16 protein-coding genes are annotated in these 19,532 nt (G+C 64.8%); 6 read left to right on the top strand and 10 right to left on the bottom strand.

Translation table 11 applies throughout. From position 1 onward, the window contains the following. Positions 1–5 precede the first annotated feature (5 nt). Entirely contained in the window at positions 6–140 is a 135-nt protein-coding gene (locus tag MMB74_RS01725; protein WP_277426860.1) for a hypothetical protein, read from the bottom strand. 311 nt (positions 141–451) lie between these two features. Between MMB74_RS01725 and MMB74_RS01720 the strand changes: the two genes are divergently transcribed. Further along, positions 452–1,264, top strand: a complete 813-nt coding sequence (locus MMB74_RS01720) for an IclR family transcriptional regulator (RefSeq protein ID WP_277426859.1) — start codon at positions 452–454, stop codon at positions 1,262–1,264. Between the two features lie 62 nt (positions 1,265–1,326). Here the strand turns inward: MMB74_RS01720 and MMB74_RS01715 are convergent, their stop codons facing one another. The 3 genes from MMB74_RS01715 to MMB74_RS01705 are packed head-to-tail and all read right to left on the bottom strand — an operon-like array spanning position 1,327 to position 3,997. Then, entirely contained in the window at positions 1,327–2,064 is a 738-nt protein-coding gene (locus MMB74_RS01715; protein WP_277426858.1) for an ABC transporter ATP-binding protein, read from the bottom strand. A gap of 28 nt (positions 2,065–2,092) precedes the next feature. Then, positions 2,093–3,112 carry an ABC transporter substrate-binding protein gene (locus MMB74_RS01710; RefSeq protein WP_277426857.1) on the bottom strand — a complete coding sequence of 340 codons (1,020 nt, stop codon included), beginning with the start codon at positions 3,110–3,112 and terminating at the stop codon, positions 2,093–2,095. A gap of 24 nt (positions 3,113–3,136) precedes the next feature. Beyond that, a complete protein-coding gene (locus tag MMB74_RS01705; protein WP_277426856.1) occupies positions 3,137–3,997 on the bottom strand; it encodes an ABC transporter permease in 861 nt (286 codons plus the stop codon). Between the two features lie 355 nt (positions 3,998–4,352). Here MMB74_RS01705 and MMB74_RS01700 point away from each other — a divergent pair, with 355 nt between their 5' ends. From MMB74_RS01700 to pta, 3 genes are all read left to right on the top strand, one after another. After that, on the top strand, positions 4,353–4,757 hold the full coding sequence (locus MMB74_RS01700) for a nuclear transport factor 2 family protein (RefSeq protein WP_277426855.1): 405 nt from the start codon (positions 4,353–4,355) through the stop codon (positions 4,755–4,757). 160 nt (positions 4,758–4,917) lie between these two features. Further along, complete coding sequence (gene xsc, locus MMB74_RS01695; RefSeq protein ID WP_277426854.1) at positions 4,918–6,735, top strand: sulfoacetaldehyde acetyltransferase; 1,818 nt, start codon at positions 4,918–4,920, stop codon at positions 6,733–6,735. A gap of 13 nt (positions 6,736–6,748) precedes the next feature. Then, the gene (gene pta, locus MMB74_RS01690; protein WP_277426853.1) at positions 6,749–7,789 is read left to right on the top strand and encodes a phosphate acetyltransferase; all 1,041 of its coding nucleotides are present in this window, start codon (positions 6,749–6,751) and stop codon (positions 7,787–7,789) included. A 43-nt stretch (positions 7,790–7,832) separates the two neighbouring features. Here pta and MMB74_RS01685 read toward each other — a convergent pair whose 3' ends face one another. Further along, positions 7,833–9,551, bottom strand: coding sequence for a cobalt chelatase (locus MMB74_RS01685; protein WP_277426852.1), 1,719 nt, complete (start codon positions 9,549–9,551; stop codon positions 7,833–7,835). Beyond that, complete coding sequence (locus MMB74_RS01680; RefSeq protein WP_277427118.1) at positions 9,548–10,534, bottom strand: AAA family ATPase; 987 nt, start codon at positions 10,532–10,534, stop codon at positions 9,548–9,550. The genes MMB74_RS01685 and MMB74_RS01680 overlap by 4 nt, the downstream gene beginning before the upstream one ends. Positions 10,535–10,831: 297 nt before the next feature. Here MMB74_RS01680 and MMB74_RS01675 point away from each other — a divergent pair, with 297 nt between their 5' ends. After that, positions 10,832–12,469, top strand: coding sequence for a choline dehydrogenase (locus tag MMB74_RS01675; RefSeq protein WP_277426851.1), 1,638 nt, complete (start codon positions 10,832–10,834; stop codon positions 12,467–12,469). 15 nt (positions 12,470–12,484) lie between these two features. On the opposite strand, the gene MMB74_RS01670 is transcribed toward MMB74_RS01675, so the two are convergent. From MMB74_RS01670 to MMB74_RS01660, 3 genes are all read right to left on the bottom strand, one after another. Continuing rightward, positions 12,485–13,873: an MFS transporter gene (locus MMB74_RS01670; protein WP_277426850.1), complete on the bottom strand. Its 1,389-nt coding sequence runs from the start codon at positions 13,871–13,873 to the stop codon at positions 12,485–12,487. Between the two features lie 86 nt (positions 13,874–13,959). Next, positions 13,960–15,579: an AMP-binding protein gene (locus MMB74_RS01665; protein ID WP_277426849.1), complete on the bottom strand. Its 1,620-nt coding sequence runs from the start codon at positions 15,577–15,579 to the stop codon at positions 13,960–13,962. Then, positions 15,576–17,021, bottom strand: a complete 1,446-nt coding sequence (locus tag MMB74_RS01660; protein ID WP_277426848.1) for an aldehyde dehydrogenase family protein — start codon at positions 17,019–17,021, stop codon at positions 15,576–15,578. Before MMB74_RS01660 ends, MMB74_RS01665 begins: the two co-directional genes overlap by 4 nt. Positions 17,022–17,227: 206 nt before the next feature. Here MMB74_RS01660 and MMB74_RS01655 point away from each other — a divergent pair, with 206 nt between their 5' ends. Further along, positions 17,228–17,992 (top strand): IclR family transcriptional regulator, encoded by a 765-nt coding sequence (locus MMB74_RS01655; RefSeq protein WP_277426847.1) that lies wholly within the window; start codon positions 17,228–17,230, stop codon positions 17,990–17,992. Between the two features lie 65 nt (positions 17,993–18,057). On the opposite strand, the gene MMB74_RS01650 is transcribed toward MMB74_RS01655, so the two are convergent. Beyond that, entirely contained in the window at positions 18,058–19,389 is a 1,332-nt protein-coding gene (locus MMB74_RS01650; protein ID WP_277426846.1) for an MFS transporter, read from the bottom strand. Positions 19,390–19,532: the final 143 nt, after the last annotated feature.

The following is a 19,532-nucleotide window of genomic DNA, read 5'->3' as shown; positions in this document are numbered from 1 at the left end:
GACTCCTAAGGATTGACCCGTACGACGCGCGCCGGCGCCCGCTTCGCGTGCGCGGCCGCAGTGCTCGGGCCGCCTTCGTGATCGTTCGCGCCGGGCAGGCTTGCCGCGCCCTCGAGCCGTGCGAAATGACTGCTGTCCATCTCTATCTCCTGGTCGTTCTTTTCACTCGTTCGCGCGCAACGCTTTCGATGCGGCGATCCGTCGAAGAAAGTGTAGGTAGGTCAATTTCGCGCAGGTAGAACCAGTGGCGTAGATTCGCTTGGACCAGGGCGCCAAGCGTGCACGCCACGCCATGCCATGCGAGCGAGGCGGCGCACGTGATCGTGATCGCCGAACGTGCCGCATGCCGTATCGGCATAAACCAGCATAGGCAGCCGCACTTTCATGCCGCACGCTATGAAGTGGTACAAAACGGTTCATTTATCTCGTCGTCCTCGACGAACCGATACGTATGTCCGACATCGCCTTCACATCACCCGACGCCACACCCGCCGACGAGGCACGCGTGCTACGTGCGCTCGCTGTGCTCGAAGCGCTCGCGGCTGCGGGGCAGCCCTATACGCTGTCGCAACTGTCCGCACGCCTGCATATCCCCAAGGCCACGCTGCTGCGGATGATCGAAGCCTTGGAGTCGCGCGGCTACGTCATGCACATGCCCGATTCGCGCGGCCACGATCGCGCGATCGCGCTCGGTCCGCGCGCGGCGCAGTTCGCATTGGCTGCCCTATCGAACAACACCTTCACGCGTGGCTGCAGGTCGGTGTTGCGTGCGCTCGTCGAAGCGCTCGGCGAAACCTGTAATTTGACCGCGCTCGATAACGACGCGGTGCTGTACGTCGAGCGCGTTGAAACCACCGAACCGCTACGGCTCGAAATGCGTCCCGGCATGCGCGTGCCGTTGCATTGCACGGCGAGCGGCAAGCTGTTTCTTTCGCAAATGACGCTGCTCGAGCGCAACGCCATGCTCGCGCGCCTGACGCTCAAGAAGATGACGCATCGCACGCTCACCGATCCGAAAACGCTCGCCGCCGAACTCGATCGGCTCGGCGCACGCGGCGTCGGCATCGACAACGAGGAGTTCGTGCGCGGCATGGTGGCGGTCGCGGTGCCCGTCCGAGATGCGGACGATGGCCGCGTGCTGGCGTCGCTGGCCGTTCATGCGCCGACCGCGCGCGCGACGCTCGACGATCTGCTCAAAGCCGTGCCGCAAATGAAGCAAGCGGCCAGCGGACTTGCACCGCTGCTCCATGTGAGCCGGGCGTAGGGGCTCGACGCGGCTCGGGCTCGGTGCCCGGCCTACGCCCCCTACTTCTCCCGCCTTGCCGGTCAATGCGCCAAGATGTCCATCGCCCGCTTTTTGAGCGCTAGGAAATGCGGCTCGAAAGCGGTTTGCGGCGTGCGCGGTCGATCCAACTCGATCGGCACGTCGAGCGCTACGCGCCCCGGCCGCGACGACAACACCACGAGGCGCGTGCCGAGAAAGACCGCTTCGTCGATATCGTGCGTGATGAACACGATCGTGCAATGCAACTGCTCCCACAGCTGCGTCAGGAACCGCTGCATGGCCGTGCGCGTTTGCGCGTCCAACGCGCCGAAGGGCTCGTCCATCAACAAGACTTTGGGCTTCATCACGAGCGCACGCGCGATTGCCACGCGTTGCTGCATGCCGCCCGATAGCTCGTAGGTCTTGTGATGCCCGAACGCTTCGAGGCCGATCGTGCGCAGAATCTCGGCGGAGGCCTGCCGCCGTTGCGCCTTCGGCACGCCGTGCAAGGAAAGACCGAATTCGATGTTCTCTTCCACGCTCAGCCAGGGCAGCAATCCGGCCTGCTGGAAAACGACGACGCGGTCGGCCCCTGGTGCGCTCTTGGCCTCGCCGTCGATGTAGATGTTGCCGCTCGAGGGAGACGTGAGTCCGGCGAGCAAATGCAGCAAGGTCGTCTTGCCGCAGCCCGAGGCGCCGAGCACGGTGACGAATTCGCCGCCCTGAAACTGCAGATTGATGTTCTCGAGCGCCGAGGTCGCGCCGAACGTCTTGTACAGCGAATCGATGACGATGTTCACGTCGATCTCCTACAGCGCTGCGTTGCGCTCAATGAGCCAGCGATTGCGAATACTGCGGCGCAACGTTCGCATCGAAGGTGGCCGGCACGGACTGAATGCGGCCGATCGTGTTGAGCACCTTCGCGGTGTTGACCAAGGTCTGGTAAGTCGCCGATGTCTTCGTGCCCGCGCCGGAGCCCATCACCTTCGCCGTGGTCTGATCCGCACCGGAAAAGAGCTCATAGCCGGCCAATTCGCTTTGCGCGACCGCGACGGTCACCCCCGTTTGCCGCGCCATCTCGGCGAGCGCGCGATCGCGATGCGTCTGCGTCACCTGATAGCCTTCGTCGAGCGCCGCGACGAAGCCAGCCGTCAGCTCGGGATGGGCCTTGGCCCACTCGGCGTTCGCGATGCACACGTTGTAGCTGGACGCCTCGCGCGGTAGATCGCCGTCGGTCTTGATCGCCTTTCCGCCCGCCGCGCGCAGTGCGCTGAATACGGGGTCCCACACGATGGCCGCGTCGATCGCGCCCGTCACCCAGGACGTGCGCATTTGCGGCGGCGCCATGTTGATTTGTGTCACGGCCGAATACGGCACGTGCGCTTGGGCGAGAAACGTCGCCAATTCGAACGACGCCTGCGAGCCCGCGACGATCGCGATCTTCTTGCCCTGCAGGCCTGCCACATCGCGAATCCCGCTTTCGGGCTTGACGACGATCCCGGCCGCGTTGGTGTAGCGCTCCTGGTTATAGACGATCGTCATCGGCAAGCCTTGCGCGATCGCCGTCACGAGCGGCGGAATGCCGATGCCGCACATGAACGTCAGACTGTTGGACGCCAGCGCGCTCATGGCCGCGGGACCCGAACTGAAGAGCTTGTACTGCACGTCGGCGTTCATATGTCGTTCGAACAGATGCTCGGCCATCGACACCATATATGGATCGGCGCCGTTGTCTTCATAGCCGATGACGACCTCGGGCTTGCTTTGCGCGTGAGCCACGCCGCCCGCCAAATAGCTGGCCGCCAGTAACGCCGCGGCAACCGCTGCCATGCCATGTTTCGTTTTCATGTTTCGTCTCCTCGATGAGTGGAATCAGTCATGCCCGCGCCAAGGCACGACCCAGTTCTCGACTTTGCGTATGACCAATTCCATGGCATAGCCGATCACCCCGATGATGACGATGCCCACGATGACCACACTCACTTGCAACGCTTGCCCCGCGAACTGCACGAGCCAGCCAAGGCCGCTGCTGGCGGCGATCAGTTCGGCCGCAACGAGGCAGGTCCAGGCGACGCCGATCCCGACGCGCATGGCGGTGAAAATCTCCGGCAATGCCGAGGGCAGCACGATTCTTCGGAAGATTTGCGCATTGGTTGCGCCCAGCGTGCGCGCGACCGCGATGCGCAGCGGCGGCGTGCTTTTGACGCCGGACATGGTGCCGATGATGATGACCGGGATCGTGCCGACGAGGATCAGAATCGCCTTGGGCAACTCGCCGATGCCGAACCAGACGACGAGCAGCGGGATGTAGGCGAGCGGCGGCACGGGCCGCACGAATTGCAGCAACGGATCGATGATGTCGTTCACGATCTTGTTGCGCGACATCAAGAGACCCACGGGCACGCCGATCGCTACCGCGCCGACGAAACCGATGACGATGCGAAAACAACTGACCAAAATGTCGCCGACGAGCGACTGCCCGCCGTAACCGTCGCGCACGATGTCGACGAACGCGCGCCATACGGCGACCGGTGAAGGCAGTGCGAAGGCGGGAAACACACCGGCCATCGAGACCGCCTGCCACAGCAGGACCGCTATCGCCAGCACGGCAGCCGTCAGTCCATACGATTTCATACTCGCATGCACGAGGCGAAGCTTGATGCGCGGCTCGCGCGGCGGCCCTGCGGGCCGTTTTATCGTCTTGCCCTGTTCGGGTAGTGCTCTCGCTCTCACTGCCGTCTCCTTCGGTTCTACATAGGGCGCTTACGGCGCGCGCAGCCATCCGGCACGCAACCTCGCTGCAGCAAATCGCATCGGCGTCTCGATGCGCGTACGACAAACAGGAGATAGCTCGCCCGTTTAGTCAAGCATTGTCAATCAATAAGCGCGCCGGTAGTGCCAGGCGAAGGGTTCCGATGGGTCCAGCGCGAAGGCCCGCCAACCCTTCGCGATCGCTGCCCCTCTGGCCCAAGCGAAACCCGGAAACTGGCGCTACCGGCCCCTGCGCGCGCCCGATAACGTGTCGATAAACCATGCCGCGGCTTGCCTTCCAGCGAGGCGCGGCCCGCTCATTGTTCAGGAGACATGCATGACAGACACGCCTCTCGCCCCTTGCGTCGTGACGGCCGACACGCTCGCCGCGTTTTCCGACGCGTTCAACCGCCACGATGCCAACGCGCTAATGGGATTCATGACCGAGGACTGCGTGTTCGACGCCGCCGCAGGCCCCGACGTGCACGGGATGCGCTTCGTGGGCCGCGACGCGGTGCGCGTCGCATTCGAAGCGGTATTCAGCGCCTTTCCCGATGCGCATTGGGGCCACGGCCGGCATTACGTCGCCGGCGAACGCGGCGTGTCCGAATGGGTGTTTACCGGCACCCACACGGACGGCTGGCGCATCGAAGCCGAAGGTTGCGACTTGTTCGAATTCCGCGATGGGCTGATCGCGGTCAAACGGGCATTCCGCAAGGAACGCCCGAAGCAGCCCGCATGAACCGCAGGACGTGCGTTGCCCGCGCATCGCGCGTCTTTTGAAACGAATCATTTCATTCCATTCCAAATTCGTCGTCGGCAGACGGAATGGCTTGACCCGACTTGACCGCTGAATAGCATCGGAAACCAAGCGTTTCGTTAACCGAGCACCGGAGACACTGATGAGCGACCAATCCCCTTCCAAGCGCGCGACGGCCAGCGGCCCGCAAGACATGACCCCTTCCGAAGCGTTCGTCGAAACGCTCGCGGCCAATGGCGTGACCGACATGTTCGGCATCATGGGCTCGGCGTTCATGGATGCGATGGACATTTTCGCGCCGGCGGGCATCCGCTTGATTCCCGTCGTGCACGAGCAGGGCGCAGGCCATATGGCGGACGGCTATGCGCGCGTATCGGGCCGCCACGGCGTCGTGATCGGCCAGAACGGCCCCGGCATCAGCAACTGCGTGACCGCGATCGCGGCCGCCTATTGGGCGCACAGCCCCGTCGTGATCGTCACGCCCGAAGCGGGCACGATGGGCATTGGCCTCGGCGGCTTTCAAGAAGCGAATCAGTTGCCGATGTTTCAGGAGTTCACGAAATACCAAGGCCATGTCACGCATCCGGCGCGGATGGCCGAATTCACCGCGCGCTGTTTCGATCGCGCGCAGGCCGAGATGGGACCGACACAGCTGAACATCCCGCGCGACTACTTCTACGGCAAGATCAAGGTCGAGATCCCGCAACCGCGCAAGCTCGATCGCGGCCCCGGCGGCGACGAAAGCTTGAACGAGGCCGCCGATCTGATCGCGCACGCCAAGTTCCCGGTCATCATCTCGGGCGGCGGCGTGGTCATGGCCGATGCGGTGGAGGCTTGCAAAGCGCTGGCCGAGCGCTTGGGTGCGCCGGTGGTCAACAGCTATTTGCACAACGACTCGTTCCCGGCGAATCATCCGCTCTGGTGCGGTCCGCTCGGTTATCAAGGCTCGAAAGCGGCCATGAAGCTGCTTTCGCGCGCAGACGTGGTGATTGCGCTCGGCTCGCGCCTCGGGCCGTTCGGCACCCTGCCCCAGCACGGCATGGACTATTGGCCGAAAGAGGCGAAGATCATTCAGATCGACGCAGACCACAAGATGCTGGGCCTCGTGAAGAAGATCTCCGTGGGCATCTGCGGCGACGCCAAGGCTTCGGCGATTGCGCTCACGCAGCGGTTGGCTGATCGCGAACTCGCCTGCGACGCCACGCGCAGCGAACGCGCCGATCAAATCGCCTCCGAGAAAGCGGCGTGGGAAAAAGAACTCGACGGCTGGACGCACGAGCTCGACGCCTACAGCCTCGACATGATCGAGGAGCAAAAGCACGAGCGCACGTTCAATGGCGGGCACTATCTGCATCCGCGGCAGGTGCTGCGCGAACTCGAGAAAGCGATGCCCGAGGACGTCATGGTGTCGACCGACATCGGCAACATCAATTCGGTCGCGAACAGCTACCTGCGCTTCAACAAGCCGCGCAGCTTCTTTGCGGCGATGAGCTGGGGCAATTGCGGCTATGCCTTCCCGACGATCATCGGCGCCAAGGTGGCGGCGCCGCATCGCCCTGCCGTGTCGTACGCCGGAGACGGCGCCTGGGGCATGAGCCTCATGGAGACGATGACCTGCGTGCGCCATGGAATTCCCGTGACGGCCGTGGTTTTCCACAACCGTCAATGGGGCGCGGAAAAGAAGAACCAAGTCGACTTCTACAACCGCCGCTTCGTGGCGGGCGAGCTCGACAATCAAAGCTTCGCGGCGATCGCACGCGCGATGGGGGCCGAGGGTATCGTCGTCGATCAGTTGGAGGACGTGGGCCCTGCGCTCAAACGCGCGATCGACATGCAGATGAACGAAGGCAAGACCACGATCATCGAAATCATGTGCACGCGCGAACTGGGCGATCCCTTCCGTCGTGACGCCTTGTCCAAGCCGGTGCGCCTGCTCGACAAGTACAAGGACTACGTCTAACCGGCCAGTCACTATGAAAGCCCTCAACCGCATCATCGAGGCGGCGCGCGCGTCGCCCATGCGCATCGTGCTGTGCGAGGCCGATGATCCACGCGTGCTGGCCGCCGCGGTGCGCGCCAGCCGCGACGGCATCGCGCGCGTCATGCTGGTCGGCGATCCCGGCCGCATCCGCGCGGTCGCCGAGCGCGAATCGCTCGCGCTCGGCGACATCGCCCTCGTCGATCCGGACGATTCAGAATGGCGCGCGCCGTTCGTCGACACCCTCGTCGCGCTTCGCGGCGGCAAGGGCATGACGCCCGAGCTCGCGCAACGGGAAGCGCTCAAGCCGCTCGTCTTCTCGGCGCTGATGGTGCGGCACGGTTACGCCGACGGCTCGGTGGCGGGCGCGGTCAATACGACGGCCGACGTCGTGCGCACGGCGATTCAATTGATCGGCCTCGAGCCGTCGTTCAAGCTCGTGTCGAGTTTCTTCCTGATGATGCTGTGCGAGCCGTTTCATCGCTACAAGGGCGGGCTCGTGTTCTCCGATTGCGCGCTCGTCGTCGATCCCGATGCCGAGCAACTCGCGCAAATCGCCATGGCCGCGGCCGACAGCGCGCGCAGTTTGCTGATGGAGGAGCCGCGCGTGGCGATGCTCTCGTTCTCCACGAGCGGCAGTGCGCATCACGCGCACGTGGACAAGGTAATCGAGGCGACGCAGCGCGTGAAATCGGTGCGCCCGGGCCTGGCCATCGACGGCGACGTCCAGCTCGACGCGGCGATCGTTGCCGAAATCGCCGAACGCAAGATCGAGCACTCGCAGGTGGGCGGACACGCGAACGTGCTCGTCTTTCCCAATCTCGACGCCGGCAACATCGGCTACAAGCTCGCCGAACGCATCGGCGGCGCCAAGGCGATCGGCCCGCTGCTGCAGGGGTTGAATTACCCGGCCAACGACCTGTCGCGCGGGTGCAGCAGCGAGGACATCTATTACGTCATCGCCGTCACCGCCGTGCAAGCGCAAGCCGCGCACGCGCGCCGCGCCCATCCCTCGCAGGAACCCCACGCCGCGTGAGACGGGGCCGCCGCATGGCCGACGGCTACGTCGGCTACGTGGGCTAGCGCCTCGCTCCAATCCACCGTGCCACCCCGGCGAGCCGCTTCATATCGAGCGGCGCTGCCGGGTCCAACGTCGCGCAATGCCGGTAGTAAGCGCTCAAGTCGCGCCCGATGCCTAGCCCCACCACGTCCACGTCGCGCAGCGTCTCGTGGCGCAAAAGCACCTCCTTCAGATGCGCATCGAGATAGGCCGCGTCGTTGGCCTGGGCGGTGGCTGCATCCATTGGGCTGCCATCCGAGATCACGACGAGGATGCGCCGCGTGACCGGCACCGCGGCCAGCCGCGCGCACGCCCACTCGACGGCCTCGCCGTCCACGCCCTCGCGAAACAGATCGGCCTTGAACAGCGCGGCGATGTCGGTGCGCGCACGCCGCCAACTATCGTTCGCGCTCTTGAGCACCATATGGCAAAGCTCGTTCAGGCGTCCCGGATGCGGCGGCCGTGCGCACGCGAGCCACTGAAGGCGCGCGCGCCCGCCATTCCATGCGCCGGTCGTGAAACCGAGCACTTCGGTTACAAGCCCGGCTTGCTCGCCCGCGCGCACGAGGCTGTCGACCAGCATCGCAATCGTTTCGATCTGCGCCTTCATCGATGCCGAACAGTCGATCAAAAAACCGATCGCGCAATCGCCATGCGGGCGCATCCGCTCTCGCATGAACACGCGCCGCTCGGCGGGCGAACTGACGACCTGCGCCAAGCGGCGTCCGTCGATGCGCCCGTCTTCCTCGCCGAACGACCAGCCATCCCTGCGCGGGACGGCAAGCGCTGCCTGCAACGCGCGTGCAATGCGCGCGCTGTCGATGCCGCTCTGTGCAATGCGCTCGTCGAGCTTCGCGCGGTATTCGCGCAGCAGCGCCCGCCTGGCGAGCGCTGCTGCGCGCACCTCATGGTCGAACTGCGTCGTGTATGCCCGGTAACCCTGCGCGGTCGGGTCCAGGTTTCGGCTTGCCCCCAGCGTCGCGCTTCCCGCACCGGCCTCCTGCGATTCGTCGAAGTCCACCCAGAGCGAGAAGGCGCTCAAAGGGTCGTCGGGTTTTCGGCAATCGCCTCCGGTATCGACGAACCCGGCGCGCGCATGCGCGAGCATCGATGCGATCCGATGCGCCAACTCGCACGCATGCCGGGCGTAGGCGCGTTGATCGAAGCGATGCCGGCGCAACCCCGCCAAGTCCGTGCCGATCTGCGGGACGATGCCGGCACGCGTGGCCTCGATGAGATCTTCCGTTTCGCCAAGGACCGGCCAACCCGTCACGCGCGACCATGTAATTTGCACGACCGTATAGACGAGGATGCCGAGGTGATCGTCAGCGAGGCCCGCTCTGCAACAGCCGCGCGACCAAGACTCGAAACGCTCGCGCAGGTTGCGTGCTAGCCCGTGCATGCCCGGCGCAGGCTGAGCCTCGCACCGAATCTGCTCGAGTATCTCGAACAACAAGCGCTCGACGTAAGGCGCAGGGGATAACGACCGATGCAACGCCGCGTCCGAATGCACGAGCCGCATCGCCGCGCAATCGGCTGCGCCGCGAAGCAGAGCGAAATCGTCGCGCGTCGCGTCGCTGCGCAGATGCGGCGCATGCAACGGCAACGGCCGCACCTGCCGGCACAAGCGTCCGCTTCGGTAATGCAAGGCGGCATCGCCCGTCAGCGCGCGGGCCACGGCCGCGCACAAGCGTTCGCGGCGCGCCGCGGCGCACACTGTTTCAGGCGGCGGCGTCATGTCGGCGTCGAGGCGCCGCCGCCCGCTTCGGCTTCGTGCCCCGCCTCGCACAGTTCGACGCCGAAGCAGCGCTGATAGTACTCGCCGACGATAGGACGCTCGGATTCGTCGCACTTGTTCAGGAACGTCAGGCGAAATGCGAGTTCGGCGTCCTTGAAAATTTGGCAGTTCTCCGCCCAGTTGATCACCGTGCGCGGCGACATCAGCGTCGACAGATCGCCTGCGGCGAAGCCTCGGCGTGTGAGCGCCGCCATCGCGACCATCTGCTCGACGCGCGCGCGACCGGCCGAATCGTCCATTTCCGGCACCCGCGCCAGCACGATATCGGCCTCCTTCTCGGGCGGCAGATAGCTCAGCTTCGCGACGACGTTCCAGCGGTCCATCTGCGCGTGGTTGAGCATCTGCGTGCCGTGGTAAAGCCCGTTCAGGTTGCCCAGGCCAACGGTATTGGACGTGGCGAATAGCCGGAAGGACGGATGCGGTCGAATCACGCGGTTCTGATCGAGCAGCGTGAAACTGCCGTCGCGCTCGAGGATGCGCTGGATCACGAACATGACGTCGGGCCGGCCGGCATCGTATTCGTCGAAGATCAACGCAACGGGCCGCTGCAGGGCCCACGGCACGATCCCCTCTTGGAACTCGGTGATCTGCCGCTCCTCGCGCACGACGATGGCATCCTTGCCGACCAGATCCAGCCGGCTGATATGCCCGTCGAGGTTCACGCGCACGCACGGCCAGTTCAGCCGCGCTGCAACTTGCTCGATATGCGTCGATTTACCCGTGCCGTGCAAACCCTGCACCATCACGCGCCGATTGCGCATGAAGCCCGCGAGGATCGCCAGCGTGACGTCGGGATCGAACCGGTAGGCCGGATCGATATCGGGCACGTGAGCGTCGCGCTCGGCGAACATGGGTGCCATCAAACTCGTGTCGATGCCGAAGCACTCTCGCACCGAAACCATTCGATCGGGCCTGTCCTGCATGAAATCCGTCGTCACCGCTTTCTCCTTTGCCTCGCCGGCGAGCCGTTCGCGCCTCGAATCGCATCGTATCGTCCGCGCCCGCGCCGCTCATAGCGCCAGTGACGGCGTTTCGTTGGGTACAGCGCCGTGCGCCGCGCAGCGCCGGTCTCTTTTGATCCCGAATCTATATTTTCCGTTTCAGTTTGGTCCGCGCAGCGCGGGCGGGTCTTGCGCCGCCTCCCGCCATCCGCGACAGTGAAGCGACCCTGTGCGGCGCGCACTCACGCGGCCTCGCAGGGGCTGTCAGGAGACCCTTTCATGGAACCGGAAGTCGACTATGTCATCGTCGGTGCGGGATCGGCGGGATGCGTATTGGCCAATCGCCTGAGCGCCGACCCGCGCAACACCGTCCTCTTGCTCGAGGCCGGGGGCGCCGACACCAATCCGTGGATTCACGTGCCGGTGGGCTATTTCAAGACCATGCACGACCCCGAGCTCGACTGGTGCTATCGCACCGAGCCCGACGCCAATCTCGCCGGCCGCAGCGTCGATTGGCCGCGTGGCAAGGTGCTCGGCGGGTCCAGCTCGCTCAACGGCCTGCTCTATGTGCGCGGACAGCGCGAGGATTACGATCGCTGGGCCGAATTGGGCAACCGCGGCTGGAGCTATGCCGAGGTGCTGCCCTACTTCAAGAAATCCGAAGATCAGGAACGCGGCGCGAACGCCTATCACGGCGTGGGCGGACCGTTGAAAGTGTCCGATCTGCGCTTGCGCCGCCCCATCGCCGATCACTTCATCGCCGCCGCGCAGGAAATCGGCATCCCCTTCAATCCCGACTACAACGGGGCCAGCCAGGAAGGCGTCGGCTACTTCCAGCAAACGGCCCACAAAGGCTTTCGATGGAGCACCGCGAAAGGCTTCCTGAAACCGGCGCGCGGGCGCCGCAATTTGCACGTTCTCACGCATGCGCAGGCTTGCCGCGTGCGCTTTGCGGGCAAGCGCGCGATCGGCGTCGAATACCTGCAAGACGGCGAGCGCAAGTTCGTGTGCGCGCGCGCCGAGGTGATTCTCGCCTCCGGCGCGATCGGCTCGCCGCAGCTTCTGCAACACTCGGGCATCGGCCCGGCAAGCGTGCTGCAACGCGCCGGCGTGCCGGTGCTGCTCGATCTGCCCGGCGTGGGCCGCAACCTGCAAGATCATCTGCAAGTTCGGCTCGTGTACCGCACGCGCGAGCGCACGCTCAACGACGAAGTCAATCACCCGCTGCGCAAAGCGTGGATCGGCATGCAGTACGCGCTGTGGCGCACCGGCCCGCTGACGCTTGCCGCGAGCCAGGTCGCTATCTTCACGCGCTCGCGCCCCGGCGTCGATCGGCCCGACATCCAATTTCACATGCAGCCGCTCAGCGCGGATAAGCCCGGACACGGCGCGCATCGGTTCTCCGCCTTCACGGCGTCGGTATGCCAACTGCGGCCATTCAGCCGCGGCCAGATCGAGATCGTCTCGCCCGACCCGCTGCGCTACCCGCTGATCCATGCCAACTATTTGTCCGACGAGCGCGATCATCCGGTCGTCGTGGGCGCGATCAAGGTCGCGCGCCGCATCGCTGCCGCGCCCTCGCTCGCGCCGCATATCGTGTCCGAATTCACGCCGGGCGCGCACTATCGCAGCGATGCCGAGCTGCTCGATGCCGCCCGCCAGTTCAGTCAGTCCATCTACCATCCCGCGTGCACCTGCAAGATGGGCAACGACCCGTTCGCCGTCGTCGACGAGCGTCTGCGCGTGCGCGGGGTGGCCCGCTTGCGCGTGGTCGACGCGTCGATCATGCCGGAGCTCGTGTCGGGCAACACCAATGCGCCGGTGATCATGATCGCCGAGAAGGCAGCCGATATGATCCTCGAAGACCGTGCGGCGCAAGCGGTGTCGCAGCGCGAACCGGCTGTCGCCGGCGTTTGACGCGGCCGCGCCCACTCAGCGCCACCAGCGCAGCGGCCGGCGCAGCGAATGGCGCTCGAGCCGCACGGCCGGCGCTGCGTCGAGAAACGCGAATGCGCCGCGCGCCGCGGACCCCTCCCCGTGCTCGCGCTCGCGCTCCTCGTCGGCTTCCACGGTGCGCGCGGTGTCGATGAACAACGCGGCGACCAAGCCCAATGCAAGCAAACCGGCCGAGACCATGAACGGCGCGTTGTAGCTGCCGGTGTGTTCGATCAGATAGCCGAACGCCACGGGAGAAATCATTCCCGCGATGCCGAACCCGGTGTTCATCATCCCGCCAGCGGTCCCGGCGTACTTGCCGGCGATATCGAGCGGCAGGGTCCATAGCACCGGATTCGTGATTTCCAGAAAGAAGAACGACCCGGTGAGCAGCCAAACCGCCGTCATCGGATCGGCGACCGAAATCATCGGCAAGAGAAACGCGAGCGAACCGCCCATGCCGACGACGAGCACGGCGACGCGCGCAAGACGCAGCCTCCCTGTGCTTTTATAAATGCGGTCCGACACCACGCCGCCCAACGTGTCGCCCACCACCCCGGCGAGCAACGGCAACGCCGTGAACAGCGCGAGATGCTTCAGATCGAAGCCGCGCGACTCCTTCAGGTACGACGGCAGCCACGTCAAGTAGACCCACAACAGCCAGCCGTAACAAAAGTCGACGAACGTGACGAGCCACATGCGCCGGATCAGCTTGCGCCATGGCGTAGGCGCGCGCTTGGCGCGTTCGCAATCGCCGCTTCGGTAGCCGATTTCGGCGGTTTCCTCGCGCGTGATGCGACGATTCTGCTCGGGCGTGTTCGTGAATACGAACAAATAGAGCACGGTCCAAGCAAGGCTAGCGACGCCCAGCAAGATGAACGCATCGCGCCAACCGCCTGCGACGACAACGGCGAGCACGAGCGGCGGCGTGACGGCCCCGCCCAGACGCGCGAAGCTGTGCGTGATGCCTTGCGCGAAGCCGCGCTCGCGCACGGGCATCCAGTAAGTGAACGCACGCGTCGCGGACGGAAATGCGCCGCCTTCGCCGATCCCCAGCATGAAGCGCAGCGCGACGAGCGTGGCCACACTGCCGGCGAAGCCCGTCGCCAGCGTGGCCGCGCCCCAAATCAGCGAGAGCACGGTGAGCACGAGCTTCGGCCCGAATTTGTCGGATAAGCATCCGCCGATGATCTGCATGGCTGCATAGGGATAAGCGAACGCCGAAAAAACGAGACCGAGTTGCACGGTGGTCAAGCCCATCTCGTGGCGGATCAGCGGTCCGGCGACCGCGATGTTCACGCGATCGATGTATGAGATGAAATACATGAGGCACATGACCGCCAAAATGATGTGGCGCGTCTTCACGCGCTGCGCACGTTGTTTCATGTCGATGTCTCCTACCGTCTCTTTCTTGGGAAATTCGGTGTCCATACTGGGCCGCGCCTGGGCGCGGGCAACCCGTGCCGTCCGCGTCAGTCGGGCGCGGGGGCGACGAGCTTCAGACGCTGCACCTTGCCCGACGGGCCGCGCGGCAGTTCGCTGACGAAGTGGATTTCCTTTGGCGTTTTGTACCGTCCCAGTTCCCGCAGACAGTGCGCGCGCAGCTCCCCGGCGTCCGGTGCGCCGTCCCAATGCGCCTCGCGCGCGACGACGAATGCGACGATCTCCTGCCCGTAAGCCGGATCGGGCACGCCCACCGCGGCCGCATCGAATACGCCCGGGTGGCGCAATAGCGCTTCGTCGATCTCGCGCGGCGCGATGTTCTCGCCGCCTTTGATGATCAGTTCCTTCGCGCGGCCGTTGATGTAGAAATATCCATCGTCGTCGCGGTACCCGAGATCGCCCGTGCGCAACCAGCCGTCCGCCGTGAACGCCTTCGCGGTTTCGTCGGGCCGCTTGTAGTAGCCCTGCATGATTTGCTCGCCGCGCAGCACGATCTCACCGGCCTCGTACGCCGCGCATTCGCGGCCCTCGCGATCGATCACCTTCGCCTGCGCGCCCGAAGGCAGCCCGATGCTGCCGATGCGCCGCAATGCGGGCTCATAGGGGTTGCTGAAGATCGGCGCGGCCGTTTCGGTCATCCCCATCGTTTCGACGATGCCGATGCCAAAGCGCGCCTCGAACGCGCGATGATGATCGGCGGGGAGCGCCGCCGATGCCGTGCGGCAGAACCTGAGCGCCGAGAGGTCGCACCCTTGCGGTTGCTCCCCGCCCAGCAGATACGCGACTATCGTCGGCACGAGGTTGATCCAGGTGCAGTGCAAGCGCGAAACGTCTTGCCAGAACGTGCGCGCCGAAAAGCGCGGCGTCATCACGACCGAGCCACCGTGGAAAAGCGGCGCGAGCAGCGTCACGACGAGGCCATTGATGTGATAAAGCGGCAACGAAGCGAGCACGCGGTCGGCTCCGCCGAGCCGGTGCTCGGCGCTGATGTTGCGGGCATTGGCCAGTAGATTGTGGTGGCTCAGCAGCACGCCTTTGGGCGCGCCTGTCGTGCCGGACGTGTACATCAACAACGCGATGTCGTTCGGCTCGACGCAAGCGAGCACGGGATCTTCGTCCGCGGGTTCTTCCTCGGCGCCCGCCGACGCGGTTTCGGCCAGCGCGAGACGGGCCGCCGCCAGCGCCGGCAATTCGAGCGCATCGGGCGCCGTACGGACGAGCGCAATGTCTCGCGTAGGCGCTTGCTCGGAAAGCGCCGAGCAAGCGGCCGCGATCGCCTCGGCCGTTTCGTCGCAAACGAAAATCATGTGGGTATCCGAGTGCTCGACGATGTAGCGCAACTGCGACGCCTGACACAGCAGGTTGAGCGGGTGAGCAATGAGCCCGCTATACATCGCCCCGAGTAGCAGCGTGGCGGTTTGCACGCCGTTGCCCATGAACACGGATACGACGTCGCCCCGCCGCAGTCCCGCCGCCCGAAAGCGCGCCTCGAGCTCGCGGCACTGCGCATGAAGCATGGAGAAGGTGATCGCCGCAGCCTCAGCGGTACGCGCGTCATCCTGCGCGAAGGTGGTCAACAGGAACGGCTCGTCTGGAGATTGCATCGCGCGCATGTCGATCAATGCGCGCAGTGTCGTAGGCGTTTTCATCGGCCGACGCTCCTGAAGTACTCGCCGAGCAGCGCGTCGAGTTCGGGCACGCGTTCCTCGATCGGATAGGCCACCCGCGTCACATTCAGGTAATAGCGGTAATCGAGGTTGCCCGAAAAATTGTTGCGGCCCCAAGTGCCGCATCCCATCGACAAGGAAAACGGCAGACCGTTGTTGAAGTTGCCGCCCGTGGCAAGGCAATGCGCTTGATTGACGATCACGCGCGCAACGGGCAAGCGCTCGCCCAATTGAACTGCGTGATCGAGATGCGCGGTATGCAAGCCCACCGAGTGGCCCGCGCCCATATACGCGTAGAGCTGGCGCACGACGCTTGCCGCCGCCTCGAAATCGCTCGCGCGATAGAGCGCGAGCACCGGCGCGAGCTTTTCGCCAGAGAAGGGGTGCTCGGCCCCGAAGCCGCTCTCCTCCACCATCAAAAACGCGGGCTCGCGCGCCGCGATCTCCTCCAGCCCCGCCGTTTGCGCGATGCGCGACGCCGGCTTTGCGGTGCAGTGCTCCGAAAGTTTGCCGTCGCGCCACATCGCCGCTTGCAGCCGGGCTTTTTGCGCCGCATCGAGCAATACGCCCCCGCACCGTTGCAGCTCGCCGAGCATCGCGTCATAGATCGCGTCCTCGATCACGACGCTGTTTTCGGAAGAACAGCTCGTCGCATTGTCGAACGTCTTGGACAGCGCGATCTTGCGCGCCGCATCGGCGAGATCGGCCGAGCGTTCGACGATCGACGCGACATTGCCCGCCCCGACGCCGAAAGCCGGCGTACCGCTCGCGTAGGCCATGCGTACGTTCGCTTGCGAGCCCGTCGCCACCACGAGGTCCGCTTGGGCCATCAACGCGGCGCTGGCCGCTTTGCTGACGGGAGCCGGCAGCAGTTGCACGAGCGCCGGGTCGAGTCCGGCTTTGTCAAACTGCTGATGAATGAACTGAACGAGCAGCGCGCACGACGTATACCCTTTGGGCGACGGCGATACGATCACTGCGTTGCCGCATTTGAGCGCGTTGACGATCTTGTTCGCGGGCGTGGCCGCTGGATTGGTCGATGGCGTCACGGCGGCCACGACCCCAACCGCCCGGGCGATCTCGACGATGCCTCGCTCGGCGTCGCGCGCGATCACGCCGCAAGTGCGCTTGCCGTGCAAATCGCGCAGCAGCCCGAGCGTCTTGCGGAAGTTCTTTTGCACCTTGTCCTCGACGTTGCCAAGGCCCGTGTCGCGCACCGCGAGCTGCGCGAGGCGGCGATTGCGCCCCGGCTCCATGATCGCCCAGGCCGCCGCGGCCGCAGCCGTATCGAGCGCCGTTTGACCCGCTTGCTCGAAGACGCGCTGCGCCTCGCGTGCGCGGGCGACGAGCGCGCCCACCTCGCGCGTCACGTCGTCCGCGGCCGGCACGCTTGCCGTTTCGGCCGTTGTAGCCCTCACATTCATACACGCTCCCATTGCAAGAAAGATTGGCGGTACAGCCAATCTAGGCTGCGCCAATGGCGTGCGAGTCCCGTTTCCCGACCATTTGTCGACTGTGCTCGCTCGCGTATGGAAAAACGCGAATTTCGGGACTTCTCCCAGTCCCGAAAACCGTGCGATCCGATACACAATGAAGGTGGCGCGGCACGTGCGCCGGATGAGGAGACGGCATGTCGGGATCGAATCAATCGAATGCGGCGGCGGTGCGAGCGTTTCGTGTGCTCGAAACGTTGGCGGCGGCTGGCCACCCGTTATCGATGATGGATCTCGCGACCACGCTCGGCCTGCCGAAACAGACGATGCACCGCATCCTCGTGCAGTTGACCGATGCGTGGCTCGTCACGCGCGGCGCGGGCGACAAACGCTACGAATGTTCGCCGCGCGTGCGCATGCTGGCCGTGAACGTGCTCATGCATGCTGGCCCGGCCGCCGCGCGCCATGTACTGCTCGAGCAGCTCGTGGCGAAGATCGGCGAGACATGCAACTTGACGATGCTGTCGGGCAACGACGTCGTCTATATCGACCGCGTGGAAACGGAGTGGCCGTTGCGCCTGCATTTGCAGCCGGGGTCGCACGTGCCGCTGCATTGTTCCGCTAGCGGCAAGCTCTTGATTAGTTTTCTGCCGAAGGACCGGCGCGAGCGCGTGATCGAAACGCTGCCGCTGCGCCCCTATTCCGAGCGCACGATCACGAGCCGCGAAGTGCTGCGCCGTGAGCTCGCTTTGACGCGACGGCGCCGGTTGGCCGTCAACGATCAAGAGCATCTTCAGGGGCTGATCGCCATCGCCGTGCCCGTCATGCTCGACCGTCACCGCGCCTGCGCAGCGATTGCGGTGCAGGCGCCGGTGGGGCGGCTCACGCTACAGGACTTGCTGGCCTTCGAACCGGATTTGCGGCACGCCGCCGAAGAAACCGCCAAGACGTTCCGCGCTTGATGCCACACGGCGATGGAGGCCGCGCTACGGCGGCGTGACGATGCGAGAACGCGAACGCGAGGACATTACGGCGCGCTGACCGCCGGGTTCTCGTGCGTCGACAAGCGCGCGCCGCGGCCGCGTTCGATCGCGCGCGCCGAAGCGGCCGATACCAGCGCGGAAAACAGCACGTAGGCGCAAATGGTCCACCATTTTCCTCCGCTCATCTTCCACAGCGCCGTCGCGATGATCGGCGTGATGCCGCTCGCGAAAATGCCGGAGAACTGATAGACGAACGAGATGCCCGTGTAACGCACGCTCGCATCGAAGAGCTCGGAGAACAGCGCGGCTTCGGGCCCATACACCATGGCGTAGCAAATGCCGAACGGGATGACGATGGCGAGCCAAATCAAGAGGGTATTGCCCGGCTGGCTTTCGATCAACCAAAAAGCCGGATAGACCGACGCGCCGCAAAGCAGCGAGCCCCACATGTACACGCGCGCGCGGCCGATGCGATCGGACAGGGCGCCGAAGATCGGAATGAAGAAGCACATGACGAAGGCGGCCATCATCACGCCGAGCAGCGCATCGGTGCGATCCATCTTGATGTGCTGCGTGAGGTATCCGATCGAAAACACGGCGAAGATATTGAAGAACACGCCGTCGATATAGCGCGCTCCCATGCCGAGCGCCCACTCGCGACGGTAGCTGGCGAGCATCTCGACGAACGGCAGCCGCACTTCGTTGCGGTTGCGCTTGAGCGCGACGAATTCCGGAGTTTCCATCACGTTGAGCCGGATATAAAGGCCAATCATGACGAGCACGAGCGAGGCGCCGAACGCCACGCGCCAGCCCCACGCGAAAAACGCCTGTTCCGACAACAGATGCGACACCGCCGCCACCATGCCCGAGGCAAGGCACAGTCCGATCGACAAGCCGATTTGCGGCAGGCTCGCATACAGTCCTCGCCGGTGCGCAGGCGCATATTCGTATGCCATCAACACCGCGCCGCCCCATTCTCCGCCGAGCCCGATGCCCTGCAGCACGCGCAGCGACAACAACAGAATCGGCGCGGCTACGCCGATCTGCGCGTAGGTTGGGACGAAGGCGACGCCTACGGTCGACACGCCCATGATGAACAGCGAGAGGATCAGCGCGGACTTGCGCCCGATGCGATCGCCGAAGTGACCGAACAACACGCCGCCGATCGGGCGGGTGACGAAGCCCACCGCGAACGTCGAATAAGCAAGCAGTATCGACACGAGCGGGTCGTTCGCCGGAAAGTAAAGCTTGTTGAAGACGATGCCGGCGACTACGCCGTAAAGAAAGAAGTCGTACCATTCGACCGTCGCGCCGATGACACTGGCCATGGCGACGCGGCGAACCATGCGGGAATCGATGTGTGGATGGGATGACATGAAACGGCTCCTCCTCCAGTAAATACCCGTGCGCGCTTGCGGAACAGGATTTCGGGGGCCCCTCGTTCGTCTCCTCCGGGGCGTTTTTGTCGCACCGGCGGTTCGAGCGATCGCGGTGCGTGGTTTCTATTTACTGAGCCGAA

The organism is Trinickia sp. Y13 (assembly GCF_029522115.1).
Taxonomy (GTDB): domain Bacteria; phylum Pseudomonadota; class Gammaproteobacteria; order Burkholderiales; family Burkholderiaceae; genus Trinickia.
This window is presented reverse-complemented; position numbering and strand designations above follow the sequence as displayed.

Excerpts from the sequence above, each read along its gene's own strand:
- MMB74_RS01725 (WP_277426860.1), bottom strand. The coding sequence starts at position 140 with ATGGACAGCAGTCATTTCGCACGGCTCGAGGGCGCGGCAAGCCTGCCC.
- MMB74_RS01720 (WP_277426859.1), top strand. The coding sequence starts at position 452 with ATGTCCGACATCGCCTTCACATCACCCGACGCCACACCCGCCGACGAG.
- MMB74_RS01710 (WP_277426857.1), bottom strand. The coding sequence starts at position 3,112 with ATGAAAACGAAACATGGCATGGCAGCGGTTGCCGCGGCGTTACTGGCG.
- MMB74_RS01700 (WP_277426855.1), top strand. The coding sequence starts at position 4,353 with ATGACAGACACGCCTCTCGCCCCTTGCGTCGTGACGGCCGACACGCTC.
- xsc (WP_277426854.1), top strand. The coding sequence starts at position 4,918 with ATGAGCGACCAATCCCCTTCCAAGCGCGCGACGGCCAGCGGCCCGCAA.
- pta (WP_277426853.1), top strand. The coding sequence starts at position 6,749 with ATGAAAGCCCTCAACCGCATCATCGAGGCGGCGCGCGCGTCGCCCATG.
- MMB74_RS01685 (WP_277426852.1), bottom strand. The coding sequence starts at position 9,551 with ATGACGCCGCCGCCTGAAACAGTGTGCGCCGCGGCGCGCCGCGAACGC.
- MMB74_RS01680 (WP_277427118.1), bottom strand. The coding sequence starts at position 10,534 with ATGCAGGACAGGCCCGATCGAATGGTTTCGGTGCGAGAGTGCTTCGGC.
- MMB74_RS01675 (WP_277426851.1), top strand. The coding sequence starts at position 10,832 with ATGGAACCGGAAGTCGACTATGTCATCGTCGGTGCGGGATCGGCGGGA.
- MMB74_RS01670 (WP_277426850.1), bottom strand. The coding sequence starts at position 13,873 with ATGAAACAACGTGCGCAGCGCGTGAAGACGCGCCACATCATTTTGGCG.
- MMB74_RS01665 (WP_277426849.1), bottom strand. The coding sequence starts at position 15,579 with ATGAAAACGCCTACGACACTGCGCGCATTGATCGACATGCGCGCGATG.
- MMB74_RS01660 (WP_277426848.1), bottom strand. The coding sequence starts at position 17,021 with ATGAATGTGAGGGCTACAACGGCCGAAACGGCAAGCGTGCCGGCCGCG.
- MMB74_RS01655 (WP_277426847.1), top strand. The coding sequence starts at position 17,228 with ATGTCGGGATCGAATCAATCGAATGCGGCGGCGGTGCGAGCGTTTCGT.
- MMB74_RS01650 (WP_277426846.1), bottom strand. The coding sequence starts at position 19,389 with ATGTCATCCCATCCACACATCGATTCCCGCATGGTTCGCCGCGTCGCC.